Raw genomic sequence first — 22,916 nt, forward strand, 5'->3', positions numbered from 1 at the left:
CACAGCGCCCGCGCATGCTAGACCATGGCGCCGCCCGACCTGACGCGCGCGCTCAGTCGCGCATTCGCACGGCGTCCTGCTGGCGCAGCACCCGGCGCAGGATCTTGCCGGCCGGCGTCTTCGGGATGGCCTCGCACAGCACCACGTCGCCAAGCTGCTTGTAGGCCACCACCCGTTCGGCGACCCAGGCCTTGAGATCCGCGGCCGCCAGGGCGCCGCGCGCCACGACGTAGGCCACCGGCAGTTCGCCGGCGCGCTCGTCGGGCCGGCCGATCACGGCCGCGTCGGCCACCTGCGGATGGGTGAACAGCAGGGCCTCCAGCTCGGCCGGGGCGACCTGGAAGCCCTTGACCTTGATCAGCTCCTTGAGCCGGTCGGTGACCGTGAGGTAGCCGTCGGCATCGACGGTGACGAGGTCGCCGGTGCGGACCCAGCCGTCGTCGGTGAAGGTCGCCGCGCTGGCTTCCGGCTGGTTCAGGTAGCCCTTGAAGGCCTGCGGGCCGCGGAACCACAGCTCGCCGGGCTGGCCGCGCGCCACGTCGGCGCCGGTCACGGGGTCGACCACGCGCGCCTGCGTCCCGGGCAGGATCTGGCCGCTGGTGCCGCTGCGGATGCGGTCCGGATGGCTCACGGTCACGCAGCCCGAGGATTCGGTCATGCCGTAGCCCTGCAGCACCTTGCACTTCAGGCGCTCGGCGACCTTGTGTTCCAGCGCGGCGCCGAGCGGGGCCGCGCCGCTGCCGATCACCTCGAGCGACGACAGGTCGAAGGCGTCGACCATCGGGTGCAGCCCGAGGAAGTGCATCACCGGCGGCACCACGGCCAGGCGCGACACGCGGTAGGTGGCAATCGCCTTGAGGAAGGTTTCCGGCTCGAAGCGAGGCACGGTCACCAGGCGGCAGCCGGCGACCAGTCCGCACAGGGTGATGATGGTGAAGCCGAAGATGTGGAACATCGGCAGGAAGGCCAGCAGCACCTTGTCCGGCGGGTGCGCATAGGCCTGCAGGTACTGGCTCACGTTGGCGACGATGGTGGCGTGCGTCAGCATCACGCCCTTGGCCATGCCGGTGGTGCCCGACGAATAGGGCAGCGCGGCCAACGCGTCGGGGTCGGTGTCCGGCGCCGGCTCGGGATCCGTGCAGGCCATCAGCGAGGCGAAAGCCAGCGCCCCAGCGGCTTCGCCCAGCACCACCACGGTGGCTCCGCCGGCCAGCGCCGCGGCCTCGCGCACCGTGGGCAGCAGGGCCGGCAGGGTGAACACGAAACGCGCCTTGGCGTCGCGCATCTGGTGCGCCAGGTCGGCCGCCCCGTACATCGGGTTGGCGCCGCTCGCCACGCCGCCGGCGGCCATCGCGCCGAGCGCGGCGATCGGCCACTCCGGCGAGTTCGGCGCGAACAGCAGCAGCACGTCGCCGGGCCTGAAGCCCTCGGCTGCCAGCCCCGCCGCGAAGCGGCCGATCGCGTGGTCCAGCGCGCCGCAGCTCAGTTCGCGGCCGCTGGCGGCGTCCACCAGCGCGACCGCATTCGGTCGCTCGCGCAAGCGCCGCCGGATGAACGCCGGCACGGTGGTCCGGGGCAGCTCGCCCGTGAGCGCGGGGCCTTCGATGATGCCGTGGCTGCTGGGGTCCATGTGCGTCCTCCTTGGACGCGCCGTCGAGGTGGCGGCGCCGGTGTTTGTCGCGCCGCGACCTTACGCGCACCTGCGGGCGGCGTCCAGACCCCGCGCGCAGCCCGGCGCGCGCGGTTCGGCATTGCGGCTTATGCTCCGGGGTCTTTTTCAAGGAGCACCGATGCCGCCACGCCTCACAGCCCAGGACTTCGACCAGGAACTGCTCATTCTTTTCGACGCCTATGTCCATGGCAAGCTGGACCGCCGGGGCTTTCTCGGGCAGGCGCAGAAGTTCGCCAAGGCGGGCGTCACCGCCGCCGGGCTGCTCGCGGCGCTGAGCCCCGATTTCGCGGCCGGCCAGCAGGTGGCGCCGAACGACCCGAAGCTCAAGCTGGAGCGCGTCGACTATCCCTCGCCCGCCGGCAGCGGCACCGTCAGGGGCTACCTGGCGCGACCTGCCGCCGCCGGCGCGACCCGCCTGCCCGCCGTGCTGGTGATCCACGAGAATCGCGGCCTCAACCCGCACATCGAGGACATCGCCCGGCGCCTGGCGCTGGACGGCTTCATGGCTTTCGCCCCCGACGCCCTGACGCCGCTGGGCGGCTACCCCGGCGACGAGGACAAGGCCCGCGACGCCTTCGCCAAGCTGGACCAGGCCCATGCGCGGGAAGATTTCGTGGCTGCCGCCCAGTGGCTGAAGGCGCGCCCGGATGCCACCGGCAAGATCGGTGCGGTCGGCTTCTGCTACGGCGGCGGCATCGTCCATGTGCTGAGCACGCGCATGCCCGACCTGAACGCCGGCGTGCCCTTCTACGGCAACGTGCCGGCAGCGGCCGAAGCGGCCAAGGTCAAGGCGCCGCTGCTGGTGCACCGGGCCGCCGTCGACGAGCGCATCAATGCCGCCTGGCCGGCCTACGAAGCGGCGCTCAAGGCCGCGGGCGTCAACGTCCGTGATTTCCAGTATCCGGATACGCAGCACGGATTCAACAACGACACCACGCCACGCTACGACGCGGCCGCGGCCAAGCTCGCCTGGGCCCGCACGATCGAGTTCCTCAAGCTGCAACTGGGCGGCCCCGCCGGCTAGGGCCCCGCCGCTTGCATCCCGCACCCTCAACTCCCGGACCCTCACACCCATGACCACCCGCCATGCGTTTTTCCTGGCCGCCCTGCTCGTCGCCGGGCTCTCGCTGGGCCAGGCCGCCGCCGCGCAGCCCGTGCTGCCCAGCGGCTTCAAGACCCGCACGGTCGACGCGCAGGACGGAACCAGGCTGTTCGTTCGCTCCGGCGGCGCCGGCCCGGCCGTCGTCCTGATCCACGGATTCGGCGACACCGGCGACATGTGGGGTCCGCTGGCCCGGCAACTGGCCAAGACGCACCTGGTCATCGTGCCCGACCTGCGCGGCATGGGGCGCTCGGCCAAGGCCGCCGGCGGCTACGACAAGAAGTCGCAGGCCGCCGACATCCGGGCGGTCGTCACCGCCTTCGGCCAGGACCATGCGGCGGTGGTCGGCCACGACATCGGCACCATGGTGGCCTATGCGTATGCGGCCAGCTATCCGGACAAGGTCGACAAGCTGGTCGTGATGGACGCGCCGGTGCCCGGCATCGCGCCCTGGGACCAGATCATCCTGTGGCCCGCGCTGTGGCACTTCAACTTCGGCGGCCCCAACGCAGAGCGGCTGGTGGCGGGGCGCGAGCGCATCTACCTCGACCGCTTCTGGAACGAGTTCGCCGGCGATCCTGCCAAGATCGACGAGGCGACCCGCCGGCACTACACGAAGCTCTATGCACAGCCCGGCGCGATGCGGGCGTCCTTCGCGCAGTTCAACACCATCGCGGCGAAGGATGTCGCGGACAACGTCGCGTTCTCGCGCAACAAGCTGCCCATGCCGGTGCTGGCCATCGGCGGCGAGAAGTCCTTCGGCCCCAACATGGCCACGGTCATGCGCAACGCGGCAACGAACGTGCAGCAGGAGGTGGTCCCGAACGCGGGCCACTGGCTGATGGAGGAAAGCACCGCGACGACGGTCGGCCTGGTCGACAAGTTCCTCGCCGCCGCGCAGTAGCGGTCGCCCAGCCGGAGCGCGATGCCATGGACCCCGACCCGACCGGCCTCAGGAAGGGCCTGACCAGCTACGGCGACACGGGCTTCTCGCTGTTCCTGCGCAAGGCCTTCATTAAGGGCGCGGGCTATACCGACAGCGCCCTCGACCGCCCGGTGGTGGGCATTGCCAGCACCGGCAGCGCCTACAACCCCTGCCACGGCAACGCGCCCCAGCTGCTCGAGGCGGTCAAGCGCGGCGTCATGCTGGCCGGCGGCCTGCCGATGGAATTTCCGACGATCTCGATCCACGAGAGCTTCGCCGCCCCCACCAGCATGTACCTGCGCAACCTCATGGCGATGGACACCGAGGAAATGGTGCGGGCCCAGCCGATGGACGCCGTGGTGCTGATCGGCGGCTGCGACAAGACCGTGCCGGCGCAGCTGATGGGGGCGGCCTCGGCCGGCATCCCGTCGATCCAGCTGATCACGGGCTCGATGCTGACCGGCAGCCACCGCGGCGAGCGCGTCGGCGCCTGCACCGACTGCCGCCGCTACTGGGGCCGGTTCCGCGCCGGCGAGATCGACGACGACGAGGTGGGCCAGGTCAACGACCAGCTGGTCGCGAGCGTCGGCACCTGCTCCGTGATGGGCACGGCCAGCACCATGGCCTGCATTGCCGAAGCCCTGGGCATGACGGTGCCGGGCGGCGCCTCGCCGCCGGCGGTCACCGCCGACCGCATCCGCGTGGCCGAACAGACCGGTACCCGGGCCGTGCAGATGGCACGCGACGGCCTGTCCATCGACCGCGTGCTGACGCCGGCCGCCTTCGAGAACGCGATGCGCGTGCTGCTGGCGATCGGCGGCTCGACCAACGGCATCGTGCACCTGACCGCCATCGCGGGCCGCATGGGCCTGGAGGTCGACCTGGACGCCCTCGACCGCATGGGCCGCGAGACGCCGGTGCTGCTGGACCTGAAGCCCTCGGGGCAGCACTACATGGAGGACTTCCATCGTGCCGGCGGCATGGCGACCCTGCTGCGCGAACTCAAGCCCCTGCTGCGGCTCGACGCACTGACCGTGACCGGCCGCACGCTCGGCGAGGAGATCGAGGCCTCGGGGCCCGGCTTCGCGCAGGACGTGGTGCGCCCTATCGCGCGGCCGATCTACCCGCAGGGCGGCATCGCGGTGCTGCGCGGCAACCTGGCCCCGGGCGGCGCGATCATCAAGCAGTCGGCGGCGGACGCCCGGCTGATGGAGCACGAAGGCCGGGCGGTGGTCTTCGAGAACCTCGAGGACCTGGCCGAACGCATCGACAGCGACGACCTGGACGTCACGGCCGACGACGTGCTGGTGCTGAAGAACATCGGCCCCCGCGGCGCGCCCGGGATGCCCGAGGCCGGCTATCTCCCGATCCCGCGCAAGCTCGCCCGGGCCGGCGTCAAGGACATCGTGCGCATCTCCGACGGCCGCATGAGCGGCACCGCCTTCGGCACCATCGTGCTGCACGTCACGCCCGAGTCGGCCATCGGCGGCCCGCTGGCCCATGTGCGCAACGGCGACCGGATCCGCCTGAGCGTGCAGGCCCGCGAGATCGCGCTGCGGGTGTCCGACGAGGAACTGGCGCGGCGCGCCGAGGCCGCGCCGATGGTGGCGCCGACCGCCGAGCGCGGCTACCGAAAGCTCTTCCTGGAAACCGTCACGCAGGCCGACCAGGGGGTGGACTTCGACTTCCTGCGGGCGGCGAAGACGGTGGGCAAGGTGCCGGAATAGGCGCGCCGGCGGCGCGGCCGCTCAGCCCGGCGCAGCGCCGCCCCAGTGCAGCCAGGCCATCACGAGCAGCGCCAGGAACACCGTCTCGCCGACCATCAGGGCGATCGGCTTCCACCCCACCGTGGCGAGTTCCTTCAACTGGGTCTTCATGCCGATCGCGGCGATCGAGGTGACCAGGCACCCTTGCGAAAGGTCCATGCCCGCCTGGGCGACGGCCCTGGGCACCCAGCCCGTGCTGTTGATGGCGACCAGCAGCGCGAAGGCGAGCGCGAACCACGGCAGCAGCGGCGGGCGCGGGCCATCGACGGCGCCGCCCTAGTGCGCCCGCGTCAGGAAGCCTGCGAACGCGATCACCGGCAGCAGCATCGCCACGCGCAGCAGCTTGACAAAGGTGGCGGCATCGCCGGTGGCGCTCGACATGCCGTAGCCGGCCCCCACCACCTGGGCCACGTCGTGGATGGTGGCGCCGAGGAAGATGCCGGCCTGCACCGGATCGAGGCCCGCCGCGCGCACGATCATCGGATAGACCACCATCGCCAGCGTCGACAGCGCGCTGACGCCGATCACGGTGAACAGCGTGGCGCGCTCGCGCATGGGATGGTGCGGCATCGCCGCGGACAGCGCCATGGCCGCCGAGGCGCCGCAGATCGCGACCGCACCGCCCGTGAGCAGGCCGAAGAAGCTGCGGTAGCCCATCAGCCTGGCGACCCCGATGCCCAGGCCGATGGTGAGCGCCACCGACGCCACCACCAGCACCACCGGATGCCAGCCCATGGCCGCGATCTGGCCGCTGGTGATGCGCAGGCCCAGCAGGGCCACGCCGATGCGCAGCACCTGCCGAGCCGTCCACTCGATGCCCGGCGTGCAGGCGCCGTCGGCCGACAGGAAGTTCATCGCCATGCCCAGCAGCAGCGCGAAGAGCATCACCGGCGCGCCATAGTGCTGCGACAGGAACATCGCCGCGGCGGCCACGACGGCGCTGGCGAGCACGCCGGGGAAGAGCTGGCGTCCGAGCGCCGGCCAGCCGGTCAGGGTCAATGCGGTCATGGGCGTTTCAGAAGATGTGCCGGATGCCGACGTCGTAGCCGGTGGACGACTTGGCGGTCGGCACCACGCCGTTGATCGCCTTCGCGTAGAAGGCCGGCCCGCCCACCGTGAGGTCGGCGCCGTTCGAGTTGTCGATCCGTGCCACGGTCGCGTACAGCGCCGTGCGCTTCGACAGGTTGTGCACGTAGCCGAGGGCGTACTTCTCCGACTTCGGATCCGACGCCAGGCCGGGAATGACCTGGCTCAGGGCGGTGACGTTGTTGTACTTGACCTGGGTGTAGACGGCCCGGATCAGGCCGGGGCCGACCGGCACGGTGGCGCCGACCAGGGCGCCGTTGGCACCGGGGCTGGTGAAGCCGAGGGCATTGGGCAGCGGCGGGATGCCGGAGAAGTCGGTCTTCAGCTTGTTGTGCGAGTACTCGCCGAACAGCTTGACGACGCCGAAGTCGTAGGTGGCGCCGAGGTTCCAGATGTCGAGGTAGCTCGTCGTGCCCTGGAAGAACTGGTCCCCGATGGTGCTGCGGCCCGCCGCCAGCGCGATGTCCAGCGGACCCTTGGCGTAGCCGAAGCGGCCGCCGATGTAGCGTCCGGCGCGCTGGCTGTTGGGCAGGTTCGGGGTCAGCGTGCCCGGGTCGACCTTGTTGGCCTCGTTGAAGGCATACATGACCTGGCCGTAGAAGCCGCCCAGGTTCGGCGGCAGGAAGTAGCCCACCGAGTTGGAGGCACGAAGGTAGTTGGGGTTGCCCTGGAAGCCGTTGGCCACCTGGCCTGGCGAGTTGAAGCCGCTCGCGGTGGCGATCAGGTTGATGCCCACGCCGTTGGAAGTGAACGGATCGGCCACGGCATCGTTCCAGAACGTGGGCGTGTAGTCCCGCCCGAGCCGGACCTCGCCCAGGACGCCCGACAGGCTGACCGTCGAACGGCGGTTGAAGGCCATGCCGCCGCTGGGCGTGACGCCGTTGCCGGTGTCGTTGAGCAAGCCGGCCTCGAGCCAGAAGCTGGCCGCCGCCCCACCGCCCAGATCCTCCGTGCCGCGGAAGCCCAGGCGGCTGCTGGCGTAGCCGCCACTGTTCTGTACCGTGCTGCGGGTCGTGACGCCGACGCCCAACGGTGTCTCGGCCTTGTTCGCGTAGCTGCTGACCGTGGCGTCGATGACGCCGAACATCGTGATGGAGGACTGAGCGCAAGCGCCGCCGGCGGCGAGGATGGCGCAGGCCATCAGGGTTCTTTTCATGGGAGTCTCTTTGGCTATTGGAAAAATTGCGGGCGCGAGAGTGAAGTCCTCGACCCGGAGCTACATGGCGGTCTTGCCCCCGTTGACGGCGAGGATCTGGCCCGAGATGTACCTGGCGCGATCGGACGCCAGGAACACGATGGCATCGGCGACCTCTTCCGGCGTGCCGATGCGACCGGCCGGAATCGCCGCGGCGACCGCCGCGATCCTGTCGGCCCCGCCCGCGATGCGTTCGAGCATCCCGGTGTCGATGGGGCCGGGGGCCACTGCGTTCACCCGCACGTTGGACCGCCCCGCCTCCAGGGCCGCCGACTTGGTCAGGCCCTCGATCGCGTGCTTGCTGGCCGCGTACAGCGGGTTCTGCGGGTTGCCGCGGCTTCCCATCGTGGAGGACAGGTTGACGACGGCGCCCTGCCGCTGCCGGAGCATCACGCGCAACTGGTGCTTCATGCCGAGAAAGGTCCCCAGCACATTCGCGTCGAAGGTCGCCGAATAGGACTCGACGGTCTGCTCCACGATCGAGCCGGGCGTTCCTTCCGTGCCCGCACTGTTCACGGCGACATCGAGCCGTCCGAAGCGTTCGACCGTGCGCTCGACGAGCGCGCGGACTTGCGCCTCGTTGCCGACGTCGGCGGCCACGAACTCGGCCTCCACGCCCAGTTCCCGCAGTTCGGCCACCAGCGCGGCGCCGGCCGCGGCATTGCGGCCGGAGCACACCAGCCGGGCGCCTTCGCGAGCGAATGCGAGCGCGGTGGCGCGGCCGATCCCGGCGGTGGCGCCGGTGATCAGGACGACAGGTTCGGTCATCACGAGTTTCCTGGTGGGGTGGTCGGGCGCAGGCAGCGGATCAGAAGGCGACCGCATGCCGGCCTTTGAGTTGCAGCATCTCGCGCGTGTCGGCGGGCGTCGCGATCTCCAGGTTCAGCGATCGCAGCGTCGAGACGATGCGCTGCACCTGCTGGGCGTTGCTGGTCGCCAGCCGGCCCGGCCCGTCCCAGAGCGAATCTTCGAGTCCCACCCGGACGTTGCCGCCCATCGAGGCGGCCATGGCGGCAAGCGGGAACTGGCTGCGGCCGGCGCCGAGCACCGACCAGTAGTAGTCCTTGCCGAACAGCCGCTCCGCCGTCCTTCGCATGTGCATCAGGTCGTCGGGGTGCGAGCCGATCCCGCCCAGCAGCCCGAACACCGTCTGGATGAAGAAGGGCGGCTTCAGGATGCCGCGGTCGATGAAATGCGCCGCGGTGTAGAGGTGGCTGGTGTCATAGCACTCGATCTCGAAGCGCGTGCCGTTGTCGGCGCAGGATTCGAGGATGTAGCGGATCTCCTTGAAGGTGTTGCGGAACACGCGGTCCTCCGAGCCTTCGAGGTAGGGGCGCTCCCAGTCGTGCTTGAACTCCTTGTAGCGGTCCAGCATCGGATAGAGGCCGAAATTCATCGAGCCCATGTTCAGCGAGGCCACCTCCGGCTCGAGCTGCAAGGCCGGCTGCAGCCGCTCTTCCACCAGCATGTTCGGCGCGCCGCCGGTGGTGAGATTGATCACCACCTCGGAGCGCTCGGCGATGACGGGCAGAAAGGCCCGGAACAGCGCCGGGTCCTGCGACGGCTGGCCGGTCTCAGGATGGCGCGCATGCAGATGGACGATCGACGCGCCGGCTTCCGCGGCCGCGATCGCCTCCCGCGCGATCTCGTCGGCGGTGATGGGCAGGTACGGCGACATGGTCGGCGTGTGGATCGCGCCGGTGACCGCGCAGGTCACGATCACCTTGTGTTGGGGTGCTGCCATGGGGTCGCTCACGCCACCAGCACGGTGGAGCCGATGGTCTGGCGTCCTTCGAGCGCGCGATGCGCGTCGGCCGCCTCGGCCAAGGCAAAACTCTGCCGCGGCTCACTCACGATCCGCCCGGCGAGCACGTGGTCGAACAGCTCGCGCGCCATGTCGAGCATGTGCGCGCGCGGCTCGATGTAGTGCCGCATCGCCGGGCGCGTGAACCAGATCGAACCCTTGGTCGCCAGCAGCCCCGTGTTGAAGATCACCGGGCCCGACGAGGTGCCGTTGCTCACCATCGTGCCGCGCTGCTGCAGGCAGTCGAGCGAGGCTTCCAGCGTGTCCTTGCCGACCGAGTCGTACACCACCGGCACGCCCTTGCCGTCGGTGATCTCGCGCACCCGCTTCGCAATGTTCTCGCGCGAGGTCACGATGGTGTGGGTGCAGCCGTTGGCCTTGGCGATGGCGGCCTTCTCGTCGGTGCTGACGGTGCCGATCATCGTCACGCCCATGGCGCGCGCCCACTGGCAGGCGATCAGGCCGACGCCGCCGGCGGCCGCGTGATACAGGATGGTCTCGCCACCCTTCAGCGGGAAGACCTGGCGGAACAGGTACTGCGCCGTCATGCCCTTCATGATGAGCGAAGCGGCGGTGCGGTCCGGAATGCCGTCGGGCAGGGGGATCAGCACATTGGCAGGCATCACGCGCACTTGCGAGTACGCGCCCGGCGGCCCGACCAGGTAGCCCACCCGGTCGCCCACGCGGATGTCGGTCACGCCGGGCCCCACCGCCTCGACCACGCCCACCGCATCGGTGCCCAGGCCGCTGGGCAGCGCCTGCGGGTAGAAGCCGGTCCGGAAGTAGATGTCGGCGAAGTTGACGGCCACGAAGCTGTGGCGAACGCGTGCCTCGCCGGCGCCGGGTTCGCCGACTTCGACGTCCTCGAACTGCAGGACATCGGCGCCCCCGGTTTCGTAGAAGCGGATGGCCTTGGTCATGGTGCGTCTCCTTGTGAATGCATGTGGAGCCGCGATTCTTGCGGGGGGGTCCCGCGGCTGGAAGCGCCCCCTCGCGAATGACCCATTCCGACAAGTCGATGTCCCATAAAAGCAAGTATCGATCGCTGGTGCGCCGGATACTGAAGGCGTCGGCACCCCGTGCCCGACACCTGGACGAACTGGAGACAAAGATGAGACTGCAGCTGTTGGCGCGCCCTGCCCTGGCGCTGATCGGATGTTCGCTGGCGCTCGGCGCCTGGGCCTTCGGCGACAAGCCCTTGAAGGTGATCGTCCCGGCACCGGCGGGCGGAACCACGGACATCGCCGCCCGCGTGGTCGGCCAGCAGATGTCCCTGGACATCGGCCGGCCGGTGGTCGTCGAGAACCGGCCCGGTGCGAGCGGGTCGATCGGACTCCAGGCCATGCTGCAGGCCGCCCCCGATGGCGACACGATCGTCGTCGGGCCGAACAACCTGCTGGTGGAATCGCCGCAGGTGATGAAGCTGCCGTACGACCCGCTGAAAGACATCGTCAGCATCGCCAGGGTGGCCAAGACCAGCTATGTGCTGGTGACGGGCGCCGGCTACCCGGCCAGGGACTTCACGGGTCTTCTTGCGCACTTGAAGGCGCGCAAGGGCAGGACGAGCTTCGCCAACTATGGCAACGGCACGACCTCGCACTACTCGGGACTGATCTTCAGCGACCGGGCCGACCTGGGCATGCAGAACGTGGGCTACGCCGGATCGCCGCCCGCGCTGCAAGACCTGATCGGCGGCCAAGTCGACATCATGTTCGATGGCATGGCGACCTCCCTGCCGCTGATCAAGGGCGGCAAGCTGCGCCCCTATGCCGTGTCCGGCAAGAGCCGGTCCGGCTATTTCCCCGAGGTGCCGACCATGACCGAGCTCGGCTATCCGGAGATCCAGTTCCAGGGACAGATCCGCTTCTACGGCGCCAGCAAGCTGCCGCCGGACGTGCTGGCGAAGCTGCAGGCGATCGTCAAGAAGGCCGCGGATGCACCCGCGGTGCAGAAGAAGCTGCTCGACGTGGGCCTGGAGCCCGACGTCAGCGCGGACACGCCGGCGATGCTGGCCGAAGACAAGGCGCTGTACCAGCGCAACGCCGCCATCGTCAGGAAGTTCGACATCCAGCTGAACTGACGCGCACACCCGACATGAGATGAACCGGAGACAAAGATGAAACTGAAGCCACTGGCACGCGCTGCCACGCTGTCGATCGGATGCTCGCTGGCGCTCGGCGCCTGGGCCTTCGGCGACAAGCCCTTGAAGGTGATCGTGCCGGCACCGCCGGGCGGAACGATGGACGTCGCGGCCCGCGTGGTCGGGCAGCAGATGGCGACGGACCTCGGCCGGCCGGTGATCGTCGAGAACCGCGCCGGCGCCACCGGGTCGATCGGACTCGGCGCCCTGCTGAAGGCCGAGCCCGACGGCAACACGATCGCGATGGGGGCGATCAACCTGCTGGTCGAAGCACCGCTCGTGATGAAGGTCCCGTACGACCCGCTGAAGGACATCGTGACCATCGCCAGGGTGGCCCAGACCAGCCGTGTGCTGGTGACCGCGGCAACCAACCCGGCCAAGGACTTCCAGGGCCTGGTCGCGCAGTTGAAGTCGCGCAAGGGCCAGACCAGCTTCGCCAGCTTCGGCACCGGCACGTCGTCGCATTACGCGGGGTTGATCTTCAGCGATCAGGCCGGCCTGGGCATGCAGCACGTCGGCTACCCCGGATCGCCGCCCGCGCTCCAGGACTTGCTCGGCGGCCAGGTCGACATCATGTTCGACAGCCTGCTGACCTCCCTGCCGCTGATCAAGGGCGGCAAGCTGCGCGCCTATGCCGTGGCCGGGAAGAGCCGGTCCAGGTATTTCCCCGAGCTGCCGACCATGGCCGAGCTCGGCTATCCGGACATCCAGTTCCCCGGACAGGTCAGCTTCTATGGCGCCAGCAAGCTGCCGCCCGAGGTCCTGGCCAAGCTCCAGGCGGCCATCAAGAAGGCCGCGGAAGCACCAGCGGTGCAGCAGAAGCTGATCGACCTGGGGCTGGAGCCCGACGTGAGCGTCGACACGCCCGCGATGCTCGCCGAAACCAGGGCGCTGTTCCAGCGCAACGCCGCCATCGTCAAGAAATTCGACATCCAGCCGAACTGACCGGCATCACGCAACCCCAGGAAGACCGAGCCATGAAGATCAGCCAAATCACGCCCGCCATCGGCGCCCGGGTGACGGACGTCCACCTCGGCGAGGCAGCGCGCGACCCCGAAGCCTTCGCACGGATCAAGTCTGCGCTGCTTGAGCACAAGGTGCTTTTCTTCCGCGGCCAGGACATCACGCGCGCCGACCACGAAGCCTTCGCGCGCTGCTTCGGCGAGCTGGAGCGCCACCCCGTGCTCGACAGCGATCCCGCGTACCCGGGATTGGCGCTCATCTATCGCAGCGAATCGAGGCACAGCTACGAAAACGTGTACCACTCCGACGGCCTGTGGCGCAAGAACCCGTCGATGGGGGCCGTGCTGCGCTGCATCGAATGTCCGGCGATCGGCGGCGACACGATCTGGGTCAACATGGTCCAGGCGTACGAGGAGCTGCCGGAGGAGATCAAGCAGAAGATCCTGAAGCTGCGCGCCAAGTCCAGCATCGAGCCGTCGTTTGGCGCCGTCATGTCCCAGGAAGACCGCGTCCAGCTCGACCGGGACAACCCGCCGGCCGAGCACCCGGTGGTGCGCACGCATCCGGAAACCGGCGCGAAGGTGCTGTACGTGGGCAGCTTCACCACCCACTTCGTCAACCACAACACGCCGGAGAACATCCGCCACGGCATCGACAAGACACCGGGCGCATCGCTGCTGCTGAACTACCTGCTCAGCCGCGCCAGCATTCCCGAATACCAGGTGCGCTGGTCCTGGCAGCCCGGGGACGTGGCCGTCTGGGACAACCGCAGCACCCAGCACTACGCGGTGAACGACTACTGGCCCGCCCCCCGAAAGATGGAGCGCGCCGCCATCGTGGGCGACGTTCCGTACTGACGCTCTCGAAGCCACTGCGAACCATTCGACATTCTCGACAACCCATTTCAACGCGGAAAGAACATCATGAACTTCCTTGACGGCCACCTGTACCCCGAGAACCAGCAGCCCCTGATCATCACGGCCGCCCCCTATGCGCCGGGCTGGATTCCCGCCGACTTCCCGGAGGACATTCCGGTCACGATGGAGGACCAGATCCAGAAGGCGGTGGATTGCTACGAGGCCGGCGCCACCGTGCTGCACCTGCATGTGCGCGAAGAAGACGGCAAGGGCAGCAAGCGCCTGTCCAAGTTCAACGAGCTGATCGCCGGCGTGCGCGCCCGTGTGCCGGAGATGGTCATCCAGGTCGGCGGCTCCATCAGCTTCGCGCCCGAAGAGGGCCAGGGCGCCAAATGGCTCAGCGACGACACGCGGCACATGCTGGCCGAACTCCAGCCGAGGCCCGACCAGGTCACGGTGACCGTCAACACGTCGCAGATGAACGTGACGGAGCATGCCGGCCTGGACGACTTCAAGGGCGTGTCCCGGGGCTTCCCGCACCTCTACGCCACCTACAAGGACATGGTCGTGCCCTCGAACCCCAGCTGGGCCGAGGAGCACATCCGGCGCCTGACGGCCGCCGGGATCCAGAGCGAATTCCAGGTCTACAACATCAACAGCTTCGAGACCATCGAGCGGATGATCCGCCGCGGCGTCTACAAGGGGCCGCTGGTGATGAACTGGGTGGCGATCAGCGGCGGCATGGACCAGGCCAACATCTACAACCTGGCCAACATGCTGCGCGCGGTGCCCGACGGCGCGGTGGTCACGGTGGAGAGTTCGGTGCTCAACGTGCTGCCCATCAACATGATCGGCATCGCCCTGGGCCTGCATGTGCGCTGCGGCATCGAGGACGTGCTCTGGAACCAGACCCGCACCGGCAAGGCCAGCACGGTCGACCAGATCAGGCAGCTGGTGCGCATCTCGGGCGAGTTCGGCCGCCCCATCGCGACGGCGCAGCAGGCGCGCGAGATCATGCAGATCGGGGTCTTCTACGACACGGCGGAAGAGACCCTCCAGCGCAATGGCTTCGCGCCCAACCGCAACGGGGGCAACCAGGGATTCCTGCGCAAGCCGGACGCCGATCTGGGCCGCTGACCCCAGGCCGGCCAGGGCTGTTCACCCTGCCTGCGGGGCAGCCGCATCGGCCGCCTGCCTGCTCCATTGCGAGGCGCTGCAGCCGAATCGATGGTGGAACCAGTGGCTGAAGCTGCTGGGATTGGCGAAGCCCAGCAATTCGGCCACCTCGCTGAGCGGCAGGTCGCTCTCGCGCAGATGGCGCCTGGCCAGGTCCGAGCGCACCTGGTCGAGCAGGCCGCTGAAGGTGAGGCCTTCCGCCTCGAGCCGGCGGTGCAGCGTGCGGCGATCGACGCGCAGGTGCCGGGCGATCGCCTGCGCCGAGCAGGTGCCGCCAGGCAGCAAGGCCAGGATGAGCTGGCGGCAGGTCTCCTGCGCGCTCTCGCTGCGATCCCGGAGCGCCGCTTCCAGGTACTTGCGCGCGAGGCCCGCCGCCACCGGGTCTCCGGGCTCGCGCGGCCTGGACAGGTCGGTCGCCAGGCAGACCAGTCCGTTGAACTCCTGATTGAACTTGACGCTGCGCCCGAAGAAGGCCCGGTGCGCGGAGACGTCCGCCGGCGGGCGATGGCTGAAGCGGACTTCGAGCGGTCGCCAATGCGGTCCGATCAGATCGCCCAGCATGCGGAACATGGTGCCCACGGAGAGTTCCACCGACTGCCGCATCTGCAGCCCGGGGCTGGGCAGCAGGTCTTCGCGGATGATGACCAGGCTGTCGGTCTCTTCGACACGCACGATCAGCGAGGCGTTCACCAGCTTGAGGTAGCGGCACAGCGTGTCGAGCGCATGCCGCGGCGTGGGCTCCTCCCGCAGCACGAAGCTGATCGGCCCGAGGGCGGAGAGCTTGCGCTGGGCTGCCAGGCGCAGCGCCAGGTCTTCCGTCTTGGTGGCACGGGCGGTGATCTCCAGCAACTCGCGCGCGGCGTCTCGCGGGATCAGCGTCTCGGGGTCGTCCAGGAACCTGGCCTGCAGGCCCACGGTCCGCATGAACGCATTGGGGTCGCGGCCGAGTGACTTCACCAACTCGACGTAGCCGATCAAGCTGGCGCTGCGCACGAGTCGAGCGATATGTCTCATGGGGTGGCTGCCATTATCTGGACCGGGCGCGCGCCGGGGCGGCCGGACCCGCGTCGCCGAGGTAGGGCTCGACCACCTGCGCCAGCCAGCTCAGGACCGCCTTCACGCGCGGCGCCAGCTGGCGCCGGTGCGGGTAGAGCAGGGACACCGGCATCGGCGCCGCTGTGAGGTCGGGCATCACCTCCACCAGCAGGCCGGCATCGACCAGCCGCTGCGTGCCATGCGCCGGCGCCTGGATCAGCCCCAGGCCGGCCAGGCAGGCGGCCTGGTAGGCATCGGTGCCGTTGACCACGATCGCACTGCGCATCGGATGCAGGCGGACCGCGCCGCCCTCCTCCCGGTATTCCCAGCCCGCGCCCTGCACGCCGAGCTTGGGCGCGTAGTGCACGATGCGATGCCGGGCCAGGTCGGCCAGCGTCTTCGGCGTGCCGTGGCTGCGCAAATAGGCCGGGCTCGCCACGTTGCGCATCTTCATCATCCCCAGCGGCCGCGCAATCAGGTCGGCGTCGACCAGCGGCCCGACCCGCAGCACGCAGTCGAAGCCCTCCTGCACCAGGTCGACGCGGCGGTCGGTGGTGCTGATGCCCACTTCCAGCAGCGGATGCGCCGCCAGGAATTCAGGCAGCCGCGGAATGACCAGGTCGCGCGCCAGCGTGTTGGGCAGGTCGATGCGCAGGCGGCCCCGCAAGCCGCTGGCCGCCGGCTGGAACATGGCCTGCAGCTGGTCCGCGTCGGCGACCAGCTCCTGGCCGCGTTCGAGGAACTGCTCGCCATCGGGCGTCAGCCGCACGCGGCGCGTGGTCCGCTGCAGCAGCCGCGCGCCGACCTGGGCCTCGAGCCGCTGCACCACCTGGGAGACGCGGCCCTTCGCCATCCCGAGCTGGTCGGCGGCCTGGGTGAAGCTGCCGAGTTCGGCGACCCGGGCGAAGATGCGGAGCTGGTCGAGATCCATCCCTGGATTGTCCGTTTTAGAAGAACAGTTTGGACGATTTTCGACTATTTATCGTTTCCTGGTGAACTCCTAAAGTCAGGCCATCCCAACTCCCCAGACCCAGGACCCCGCCATGAACACCCCCATCACCGCCCCCCGCATCGCCCTCGTCACCGGCGCCAGCCGCGGCCTCGGCCGCAGCACCGCGCTGAAGCTGGCCGAGCAGGGCAGCGACCTGATCCTCACCTACAAGGGCAGCGAGGCCGAGGCCCACGCCGTGCTGCGGCAGGTCGAGGCGCTCGGCCGCCGGGCGGTCGCGCTCCAGCTCGACGTGGCCGACAGCGGCAGCTTCGACGGCTTCGCCGAACGCGTGAAGGCGGCGCTGGCCGGCAGCTGGCAGCGCGTGCACTTCGACCACCTGGTCAACAACGCCGGCATCGGCGTGGCGGCGTCGTTCGCGGAGACGACCGAGGCGCAGTTCGACCTGCTCGCCAACATCCACCTCAAGGGCACCTTCTTCCTGACCCAGAAGCTGCTGCCGCTGATCGCGGACGGCGGGCGCATCGTCAACACCTCGACCGGCCTGGCACGCTTCAGCTTCCCGGGCTATGCCGCCTATGCGGCGATGAAGGGCGGCGTCGAGGTGCTGACCCGCTACATGGCGAAGGAACTGGCCCCGCGCGGCATCACGGTCAACACCATCGCGCCGGGCGCCATCGAGACCGATTTCCGCGACGGCGCGGTGCGCGACGACCCGCAGGCGAACGCGCAGATCGCCGGCATCACGGCGCTGGGCCGGGTCGGCCAGCCCGACGACATCGGCGGCGCGGTGGCGGCGCTGCTGTCCGACGGCAACCGCTGGCTCACCGGCCAGCGCATCGAGGTGTCCGGCGGGATGCTGCTCTGAGCGTCAACCGAAGGTGAACGCGTAGGCCTGGGCCCCGCTGTCGAGAAACTCGATCTCGAACAACCGGTCGTTTCCGTTCTTCTGCTGGCGCACCAGCTGATAGAGCTTCTGCGCCTCGATGGTCCCGTAGCCCTGTTCGTCGGTGTCCGCGCCGTGGTCTGCCAGCGGCGCCTTGCCGTCGACCAGCACCCGGAAGCGCACGGGCTTGCCATCGGCCGCCGGGCCGAGCACCAGGTGCAGGTCGCGCGCCTGGAAGCGGTAGGCGATGCGGGCGTTGGCGCCGTTGGACACGGCGCGCTCGGGCTCGACGGTCCAGTCGCCGGCCAGCGCCCACTGGTTGGTGCGCAGGGCAGCGGGCCGCTGGTAGACATGCGCGCGGCCGCTCACGAGGCCGCCAGGCGAGGCGAAGCCGTTCGCGCGCTCGGCGCCCACATAGGTCTCGCCCGACATGGCGAGCTCAGGGCCGGCGGCGGCCTGGGTGCCCTGCCCCTTCGGTGCCACCCGATCGGACGGCAGGTCGCGCTGCCCCGCTTCGCGCAGCAGTTGCTGGAGGACCTGCTCGGCCTTCTCATACCCGTTCTCGCCGAACTGGTGATGGCGGATGCGGCCCTGGGCATCGATGAAATAGAACGCGGGCCACGCCTGGTTGTCGAAGCCGCGCCAGATCTTGAAATCGTTGTCCAACGCCACCGGGAAGTCGATGCCCAGCTCCTTCGTCGCCTGGCGCACATTGGCAGCGCGCTTCTCGAAGGCGAACTCGGGCGAATGGACGCCGATGACGACCAGGCCCGCATCCTTGTACTTCTGCGCCCACGCACGCAGGTACGGCAGCGTGCGCAGGCAGTTGATGCACGAATAGGTCCAGAAGTCGACCAGCACGACCTTGCCGCGCAGCGCCTCGGGCGTCAGTGGTGGCGAGTTGATCCATTCGGTCGCACCGGCCAGCGACGGGAAGTCGCCCTCCACCCCCGGCTTGCGCACCGGCGCCATCGAGGGCTCGGGCGCTGCGGCGGCCGTACGCACGAAGCCCGCGTCCTGGTCCTGCCGGCCGCTCGTGTCGGCACGTCCGGGTTGCGGCTTGGGTCTCTCGATCTTCTCCAGCAACGCCTGCTCCAGTGCCGACGTGGTGCCGACCGACAGCCGGGCCAGCAGGCCCGTGTCCAGCCCCGCCGCGATCGCGCCCACGCCCACCAGCACGGCCGCACCGGCCGCGCGGCGCACCCATTCGCCGGTGGGCAGCGAACGCTTCATGACCGACAGCAAGCGCCCACCGAACAGCAGCGCCGCAGCCAGCGAGGTACAGGCCCCGGCCGCATAGGCCAGCAGCAGCAGCGAGGTGCCGGCACTCGCGCCGTTGAGCGCCGCGCCGGTCAGGATGAGCCCCAGGATCGGCCCCGCGCACGGCGCCCACAGCAGGCCGGTACCGACGCCCAGCAGCAGCGGCGAGAAGACGCCGTCGTGCTGCGACTCGGCCAGCCGCAGTCCCAGCGCCACCAGCGGCCGGCTCAGGCGGTCGGCCAGGCCCGGGAACAACAGCGTCACGCCGAAGAGCGCGAGCACCGCGATCGCCGCATGGCGCCCGTACTCGTTGAGCGTCACCACCCAGCCGCCGCCCACTGCCGCCAGCGTGGCGATGGCGGCAAAGGCGAGGGCCATGCCGATCAGCATCGGCAGGCCGTGCGAACGGAAGGGCCGGTCCGCCCGTGCGAACACGAAGGGCAGCACGGGGAGGATGCAAGGGCTCAGGATCGTGAGCACCCCGCCCAGGTAGGCAATGAGGAGGATCAGCATGATGGGTCGCCGCGCAGAGCGGCTCAGTTCGAAGCAGCGGGTCGGGTCGGCAAGGTCAAGCGCGCCTCGAGTCCGCCTTCAGGGCGGTTTCGCAGCGCCAGTTCGGCGCCCATCGCCATCGCGAGTTGGTGCGCGATGGCCAGGCCCAGGCCCGTCCCGCCAGTGCTGCGGTTGCGCGAGCTCTCGACGCGGTAGAAGGGCTTGAGCACCGCGTCCAGCTCGTCGGGCGGAATGCCGGGGCCGTTGTCGACCACGGCGATGGCCAGCTGGCCGTCGCCGGCCTGCACCCGCAGGCGCACATCGCTGCCGAAGATCAGCGCGTTGTCGACCAGGTTCATGACGATCCGGCGCAGCGCGTTCGGCCGGCCGACGATGGGCGCGCCGACGCGTCCTTCGAGTTGCACCCGCTTGCCGGCGTCTTCGTAGTCGGCCACCATGCTTTCGAGCAGCGCGTCGGCATCCATGCGCAACGCCGGCTCGGTGGCGCCGTGCAGGGTGCGCGCATAGGTCACGCCCTCGCGCACCAGCGAATTCATCTCGTCGAGGTCCTGGCGGAACTTGTCGCGGTCGTGCGCATCGTCCATCAGATCGGTGCGCAGCCGCATCCGCGTGATGGGTGTCTGCAGGTCGTGCGAAATGGCCGCCAGGATCTTCACCCGCTCCGACATGTAGCCGCCGATGCGCTGCTGCATGGCATTGAAGGCGCGCGCGGCGTGCGCCACCTCGGTAGGGCCATCTTCGGTGAGCGTCTGCGCCTTGAGGTCGGGCCCCAGGTCATCGGCCGCGGCCGCCAGGTCGGCCAGCGGCCGCGTGACCAGCCGGACAGCGAACCAGGCGCAGGCGGCCAGCACCAGCAGCTGGATCACCAGCACCCAGATCACCCAGCGCGACATCGGCATGCCCACCCGCATGGCGTGGATCACCACGGAGGCCCCGTCGGTCAGCCGAACCTGGATCTGCAGGCCTTCGGGCGGCTGGGTCACCTGCCCGACCTTGATGATCTGGAACGGCCGTATGGCGTCGACGATGTCCGTGGCGAACTGCTGCGACAGCCGGGATGTCGGATCCACCCCTTCAGCCACGCCGCCCAGCACGAAGCGGTAGTTGCGCCGCTCGAGCCGCTCGAGCCAGCCAGCCCTCTCCGCGGCGGGCAGCCGGTCGAGGAGGGCGACCGAACTCGCGATGTCGCGTTCGATGCCGATCATCATCAGCTCGCGCATGGCCATGTCCCGCTCGTAGCGGATGCTGGCGAAGGTCAGCAGCTGGGCGATCGCCAGGCCCACCACGATGATCAGCGTCACGCGGGAAAAGAGGGTGCGCGGCACCAGGCGGCCCAGACCGCCGCCGGCGCCGCTTCTGGCACTCGCGGCAGGATGAGCGGGGCTGGAGGGTGTGGCCATTGACTCGTTTATAAACCTCGGCCCAGCCGGAAGGCCCAACCCGTGTATCGCAATATGTCGAGCAGCGATGAGCGACATGGAAGATCCTTGGTTCGGCCCCGCCGGCGTGCGCTCAGACCACGTGGATCGTGACGTCGACGTTGCCGCGCGTGGCCTTGGAGTAGGGGCAGGTCTGGTGCGCCGCATCCACCAGCGACCGGACGACCTCGGGCGCGAGGCCGGGCACGCTGACGTTCAGGCGGGCCTTCAGAAAATAGGCCCCTTCGGTGTTGGCCAGGTCGATCTCGGCATCGACGGCGAGGTCGACGGGCAGCTTGAGCGCGAGCTTGCCCGCGGCCAGGCCCATGGCGCCGATGAAGCAGGCGGACCAGCCGGCGGCGAAGAGCTGCTCGGGATTGGTTCCGTTGCCCGAGCCGCCGGGCGGCGACAGCTTGACGTCCAGACGGCCGTCGCTGCTGATGGAAGCGCCGTCCCGGCCGCCCGTGGTGTGGGTCTTCCCGGTATAGAGGATCTTTTCGGTGGAGGTCATGCGGTGTTCCTGGGGAGGGTTGAAGGGAGAACGGCTGGATTGTTGGCCCCCTTCGACCGCGCCGGAGCAGCTTGCGTATGCCTCCGTATCGCCCCTCGCCGCCGGATACTTGCGAATACAAACCCGCCTCCGGTGTGCGACCGGCAGGCTACATTGCAGGCGCGGCGCACCTCAAACACCCTCACCGTCATGACCCCAAAGACCTCCGACCACATCCTCATCGTCGACGACGACCGGGGCATTCGCGAGCTGCTCACCTCCTACCTGGTCAAGAACGGCTTGCGCGTGGTCGCCGTTCCCACCGGCCGGCACATGCGCGCGGCGCTGGAGGAGTCGGGCCCTTTCGACCTGATCATCCTCGACCTGATGCTGCCGGGCGAAGACGGACTGACGCTCTGCCGCGACCTGCGCACCGGCAAGTACAAGGCGACGCCCATCCTGATGCTCACCGCGCGCAGCGAGGAAGCCGACCGCATCCTCGGCCTGGAGATGGGCGCCGACGACTACCTGGCCAAGCCTTTCTCCGCGCGCGAGCTGCTCGCGCGGCTGCGCGCGGTGATGCGCCGCACGCGCATGCTGCCGCCCAACATGGGCGCGGTCGAGCCCAGCCAGAAGCTGGCCTTCGGCGACTGGCAGGTGGACACGGTGGCGCGCCACCTGCTGGACGACAGCGGCACGATGGTGGCCCTGAGCGGCGCCGAGTACCGGCTGCTGCGCGTGTTTCTCGACCATCCGCAGAAGGTCCTGACCCGCGACCAGCTGTTGAGCCTCACCCAGGGCCGCGAAGCCGAACTCTTCGAGCGCTCGATCGACCTGCTGGTGAGTCGCCTGCGCCAGCGTCTGCGCGAGGATGCCCGCGAGCCCCGCTACATCAAGACGGTCCGCAGCGAAGGCTACGTCTTCGCATCGTCGGTCGAGCCCCGGGACGACTGAGCGTTCCGCCCCTTCACGGGCGACCGCGTCTGCGCCCGCCTTCGAATTCGCGGGCGTTGATGCATTGGCAACTCACCGGGTTGCGCACTTCGTGCGCGAAGCCGCCCGCAAGGAAGAGAAGCGCGATCCAGAGCTTCTTCATCTCAGCCTCCTGTCGATGGCGCCGCCGGCGCCTGTTCGGCCAGCAACGCCTGGATCTTCTTCTCGGTCGCGCCGTAGCTGCCCTCGCCGAAATGCGAATAGACGATCTTTCCGCGCTTGTCGATCAGGTAGACCGCGGGCCAGTACTGGTTGCCGAAGGCCCTCCAGGTGGCGTACTGGTTGTCCTGCGCCACGGCGTGCTTGATCTGCAAGCGGTCGATGGCGTCCTGCACGTTCCTGGCGGATTTCTCGTAGGCGAACTCCGGCGTGTGCACGCCCACGACGACCAGCCCCTTGTCCTTGTATTTCTCGTTCCAGTCCTTGACGTAAGGCAGATGGTTGAGACAGTTGATGCAGGTGTAGGTCCAGAAATCGACGAGCACGACCTTGCCGCGCAGGTCTTCCAGCTGGAGGGGCGGGCTGTTGAACCAACGGTCGATGCTCGTGAACTCGGGCGCCTTCTGCGCGGCGCTGGCGGCGCTGTCGCCTGTCGGCGGCGACGCCGCGAAAGTCAGGACGCCCGCAGTGGCCGCGGCGGCCGCAACGGCGAGAAGGGACAGCTTCATGGCGATTTCCTCGATGAC

21 protein-coding genes and 1 pseudogene are annotated in these 22,916 nt (G+C 69.2%); 9 read left to right on the plus strand and 13 right to left on the minus strand.

The features are described from left to right. Nucleotides 1-52: 52 nt before the first annotated feature. A complete protein-coding gene (locus QTI33_RS15915; protein WP_286507054.1) occupies nt 53-1,630 on the minus strand; it encodes an AMP-binding protein in 1,578 nt (525 codons plus the stop codon). A 160-nt stretch (nt 1,631-1,790) separates the two neighbouring features. Here QTI33_RS15915 and QTI33_RS15920 point away from each other — a divergent pair, with 160 nt between their 5' ends. From QTI33_RS15920 to QTI33_RS15930, 3 genes are read left to right on the plus strand one after another with little or no spacing between them, the layout of a single operon-like run. Continuing rightward, nucleotides 1,791-2,696 carry a dienelactone hydrolase family protein gene (locus QTI33_RS15920; protein WP_286507055.1) on the plus strand — a complete coding sequence of 302 codons (906 nt, stop codon included), beginning with the start codon at nt 1,791-1,793 and terminating at the stop codon, nt 2,694-2,696. Nucleotides 2,697-2,745: 49 nt separating this feature from the next. Next, a complete protein-coding gene (locus QTI33_RS15925) occupies nt 2,746-3,678 on the plus strand; it encodes an alpha/beta fold hydrolase (protein WP_286507056.1) in 933 nt (310 codons plus the stop codon). Between the two features lie 26 nt (nt 3,679-3,704). Further along, nucleotides 3,705-5,426, plus strand: a complete 1,722-nt coding sequence (locus tag QTI33_RS15930; protein ID WP_286507058.1) for an IlvD/Edd family dehydratase — start codon at nt 3,705-3,707, stop codon at nt 5,424-5,426. A gap of 21 nt (nt 5,427-5,447) precedes the next feature. On the opposite strand, the pseudogene QTI33_RS15935 reads toward QTI33_RS15930, so the two are convergent. The 5 genes and pseudogenes from QTI33_RS15935 to QTI33_RS15955 all read right to left on the minus strand — a co-directional run bounded on the left by QTI33_RS15935 (nt 5,448) and on the right by QTI33_RS15955 (nt 10,470). Continuing rightward, a pseudogene (locus QTI33_RS15935) lies at nt 5,448-6,473 on the minus strand (YeiH family protein). Between the two features lie 7 nt (nt 6,474-6,480). Next, complete coding sequence (locus QTI33_RS15940) at nt 6,481-7,707, minus strand: porin (RefSeq protein WP_286507059.1); 1,227 nt, start codon at nt 7,705-7,707, stop codon at nt 6,481-6,483. 60 nt (nt 7,708-7,767) lie between these two features. Then, entirely contained in the window at nt 7,768-8,514 is a 747-nt protein-coding gene (locus tag QTI33_RS15945) for an SDR family NAD(P)-dependent oxidoreductase (protein WP_286507061.1), read from the minus strand. A gap of 40 nt (nt 8,515-8,554) precedes the next feature. Further along, nucleotides 8,555-9,490: a 3,5-dioxohexanoate:acetyl-CoA acetone transferase gene (kce, locus tag QTI33_RS15950; RefSeq protein ID WP_286507062.1), complete on the minus strand. Its 936-nt coding sequence runs from the start codon at nt 9,488-9,490 to the stop codon at nt 8,555-8,557. Between the two features lie 8 nt (nt 9,491-9,498). Next, entirely contained in the window at nt 9,499-10,470 is a 972-nt protein-coding gene (locus tag QTI33_RS15955) for a quinone oxidoreductase family protein (RefSeq protein ID WP_286507063.1), read from the minus strand. 191 nt (nt 10,471-10,661) lie between these two features. On the opposite strand from QTI33_RS15955, the gene QTI33_RS15960 reads away from it, so the two are divergent. From QTI33_RS15960 to QTI33_RS15975, 4 genes are all read left to right on the plus strand, one after another. Then, nucleotides 10,662-11,630, plus strand: a complete 969-nt coding sequence (locus tag QTI33_RS15960; protein ID WP_286507064.1) for a Bug family tripartite tricarboxylate transporter substrate binding protein — start codon at nt 10,662-10,664, stop codon at nt 11,628-11,630. A 36-nt stretch (nt 11,631-11,666) separates the two neighbouring features. Continuing rightward, entirely contained in the window at nt 11,667-12,635 is a 969-nt protein-coding gene (locus QTI33_RS15965) for a Bug family tripartite tricarboxylate transporter substrate binding protein (RefSeq protein WP_286507065.1), read from the plus strand. A 32-nt stretch (nt 12,636-12,667) separates the two neighbouring features. Further along, complete coding sequence (locus QTI33_RS15970; protein WP_286507066.1) at nt 12,668-13,510, plus strand: TauD/TfdA dioxygenase family protein; 843 nt, start codon at nt 12,668-12,670, stop codon at nt 13,508-13,510. 66 nt (nt 13,511-13,576) lie between these two features. Continuing rightward, entirely contained in the window at nt 13,577-14,647 is a 1,071-nt protein-coding gene (locus tag QTI33_RS15975; protein ID WP_286507067.1) for a beta-keto acid cleavage family enzyme, read from the plus strand. A gap of 21 nt (nt 14,648-14,668) precedes the next feature. On the opposite strand, the gene QTI33_RS15980 is transcribed toward QTI33_RS15975, so the two are convergent. Next, nucleotides 14,669-15,700: an AraC family transcriptional regulator gene (locus tag QTI33_RS15980; RefSeq protein ID WP_286507068.1), complete on the minus strand. Its 1,032-nt coding sequence runs from the start codon at nt 15,698-15,700 to the stop codon at nt 14,669-14,671. Nucleotides 15,701-15,713: 13 nt separating this feature from the next. Further along, entirely contained in the window at nt 15,714-16,652 is a 939-nt protein-coding gene (locus QTI33_RS15985) for a LysR family transcriptional regulator (protein WP_286507069.1), read from the minus strand. 112 nt (nt 16,653-16,764) lie between these two features. Between QTI33_RS15985 and QTI33_RS15990 the strand changes: the two genes are divergently transcribed. Beyond that, on the plus strand, nt 16,765-17,538 hold the full coding sequence (locus QTI33_RS15990) for an SDR family NAD(P)-dependent oxidoreductase (protein WP_286507070.1): 774 nt from the start codon (nt 16,765-16,767) through the stop codon (nt 17,536-17,538). Nucleotides 17,539-17,541: 3 nt separating this feature from the next. On the opposite strand, the gene QTI33_RS15995 is transcribed toward QTI33_RS15990, so the two are convergent. The 3 genes from QTI33_RS15995 to QTI33_RS16005 form a co-directional block, all read right to left on the minus strand. Then, the gene (locus tag QTI33_RS15995; RefSeq protein ID WP_286507071.1) at nt 17,542-19,329 is read right to left on the minus strand and encodes a cytochrome c biogenesis protein DipZ; all 1,788 of its coding nucleotides are present in this window, start codon (nt 19,327-19,329) and stop codon (nt 17,542-17,544) included. Nucleotides 19,330-19,352: 23 nt separating this feature from the next. Next, nucleotides 19,353-20,729: an ATP-binding protein gene (locus tag QTI33_RS16000; protein WP_286507072.1), complete on the minus strand. Its 1,377-nt coding sequence runs from the start codon at nt 20,727-20,729 to the stop codon at nt 19,353-19,355. A gap of 112 nt (nt 20,730-20,841) precedes the next feature. Next, nucleotides 20,842-21,258, minus strand: a complete 417-nt coding sequence (locus QTI33_RS16005; protein ID WP_286507074.1) for an organic hydroperoxide resistance protein — start codon at nt 21,256-21,258, stop codon at nt 20,842-20,844. Nucleotides 21,259-21,447: 189 nt separating this feature from the next. Between QTI33_RS16005 and QTI33_RS16010 the strand changes: the two genes are divergently transcribed. Next, complete coding sequence (locus QTI33_RS16010; RefSeq protein WP_286507075.1) at nt 21,448-22,191, plus strand: response regulator; 744 nt, start codon at nt 21,448-21,450, stop codon at nt 22,189-22,191. Nucleotides 22,192-22,204: 13 nt separating this feature from the next. Here the strand turns inward: QTI33_RS16010 and QTI33_RS16015 are convergent, their stop codons facing one another. Next, nucleotides 22,205-22,333, minus strand: a complete 129-nt coding sequence (locus tag QTI33_RS16015; protein WP_286507076.1) for a hypothetical protein — start codon at nt 22,331-22,333, stop codon at nt 22,205-22,207. A 1-nt stretch (nt 22,334) separates the two neighbouring features. Then, nucleotides 22,335-22,898, minus strand: a complete 564-nt coding sequence (locus QTI33_RS16020; protein ID WP_286507078.1) for a thioredoxin family protein — start codon at nt 22,896-22,898, stop codon at nt 22,335-22,337. Between the last annotated feature and the right edge of the window lie 18 nt (nt 22,899-22,916).

Source organism: Variovorax davisae (assembly GCF_030316845.1).
Taxonomy (GTDB): Bacteria; Pseudomonadota; Gammaproteobacteria; order Burkholderiales; family Burkholderiaceae_C; genus Variovorax; species Variovorax davisae.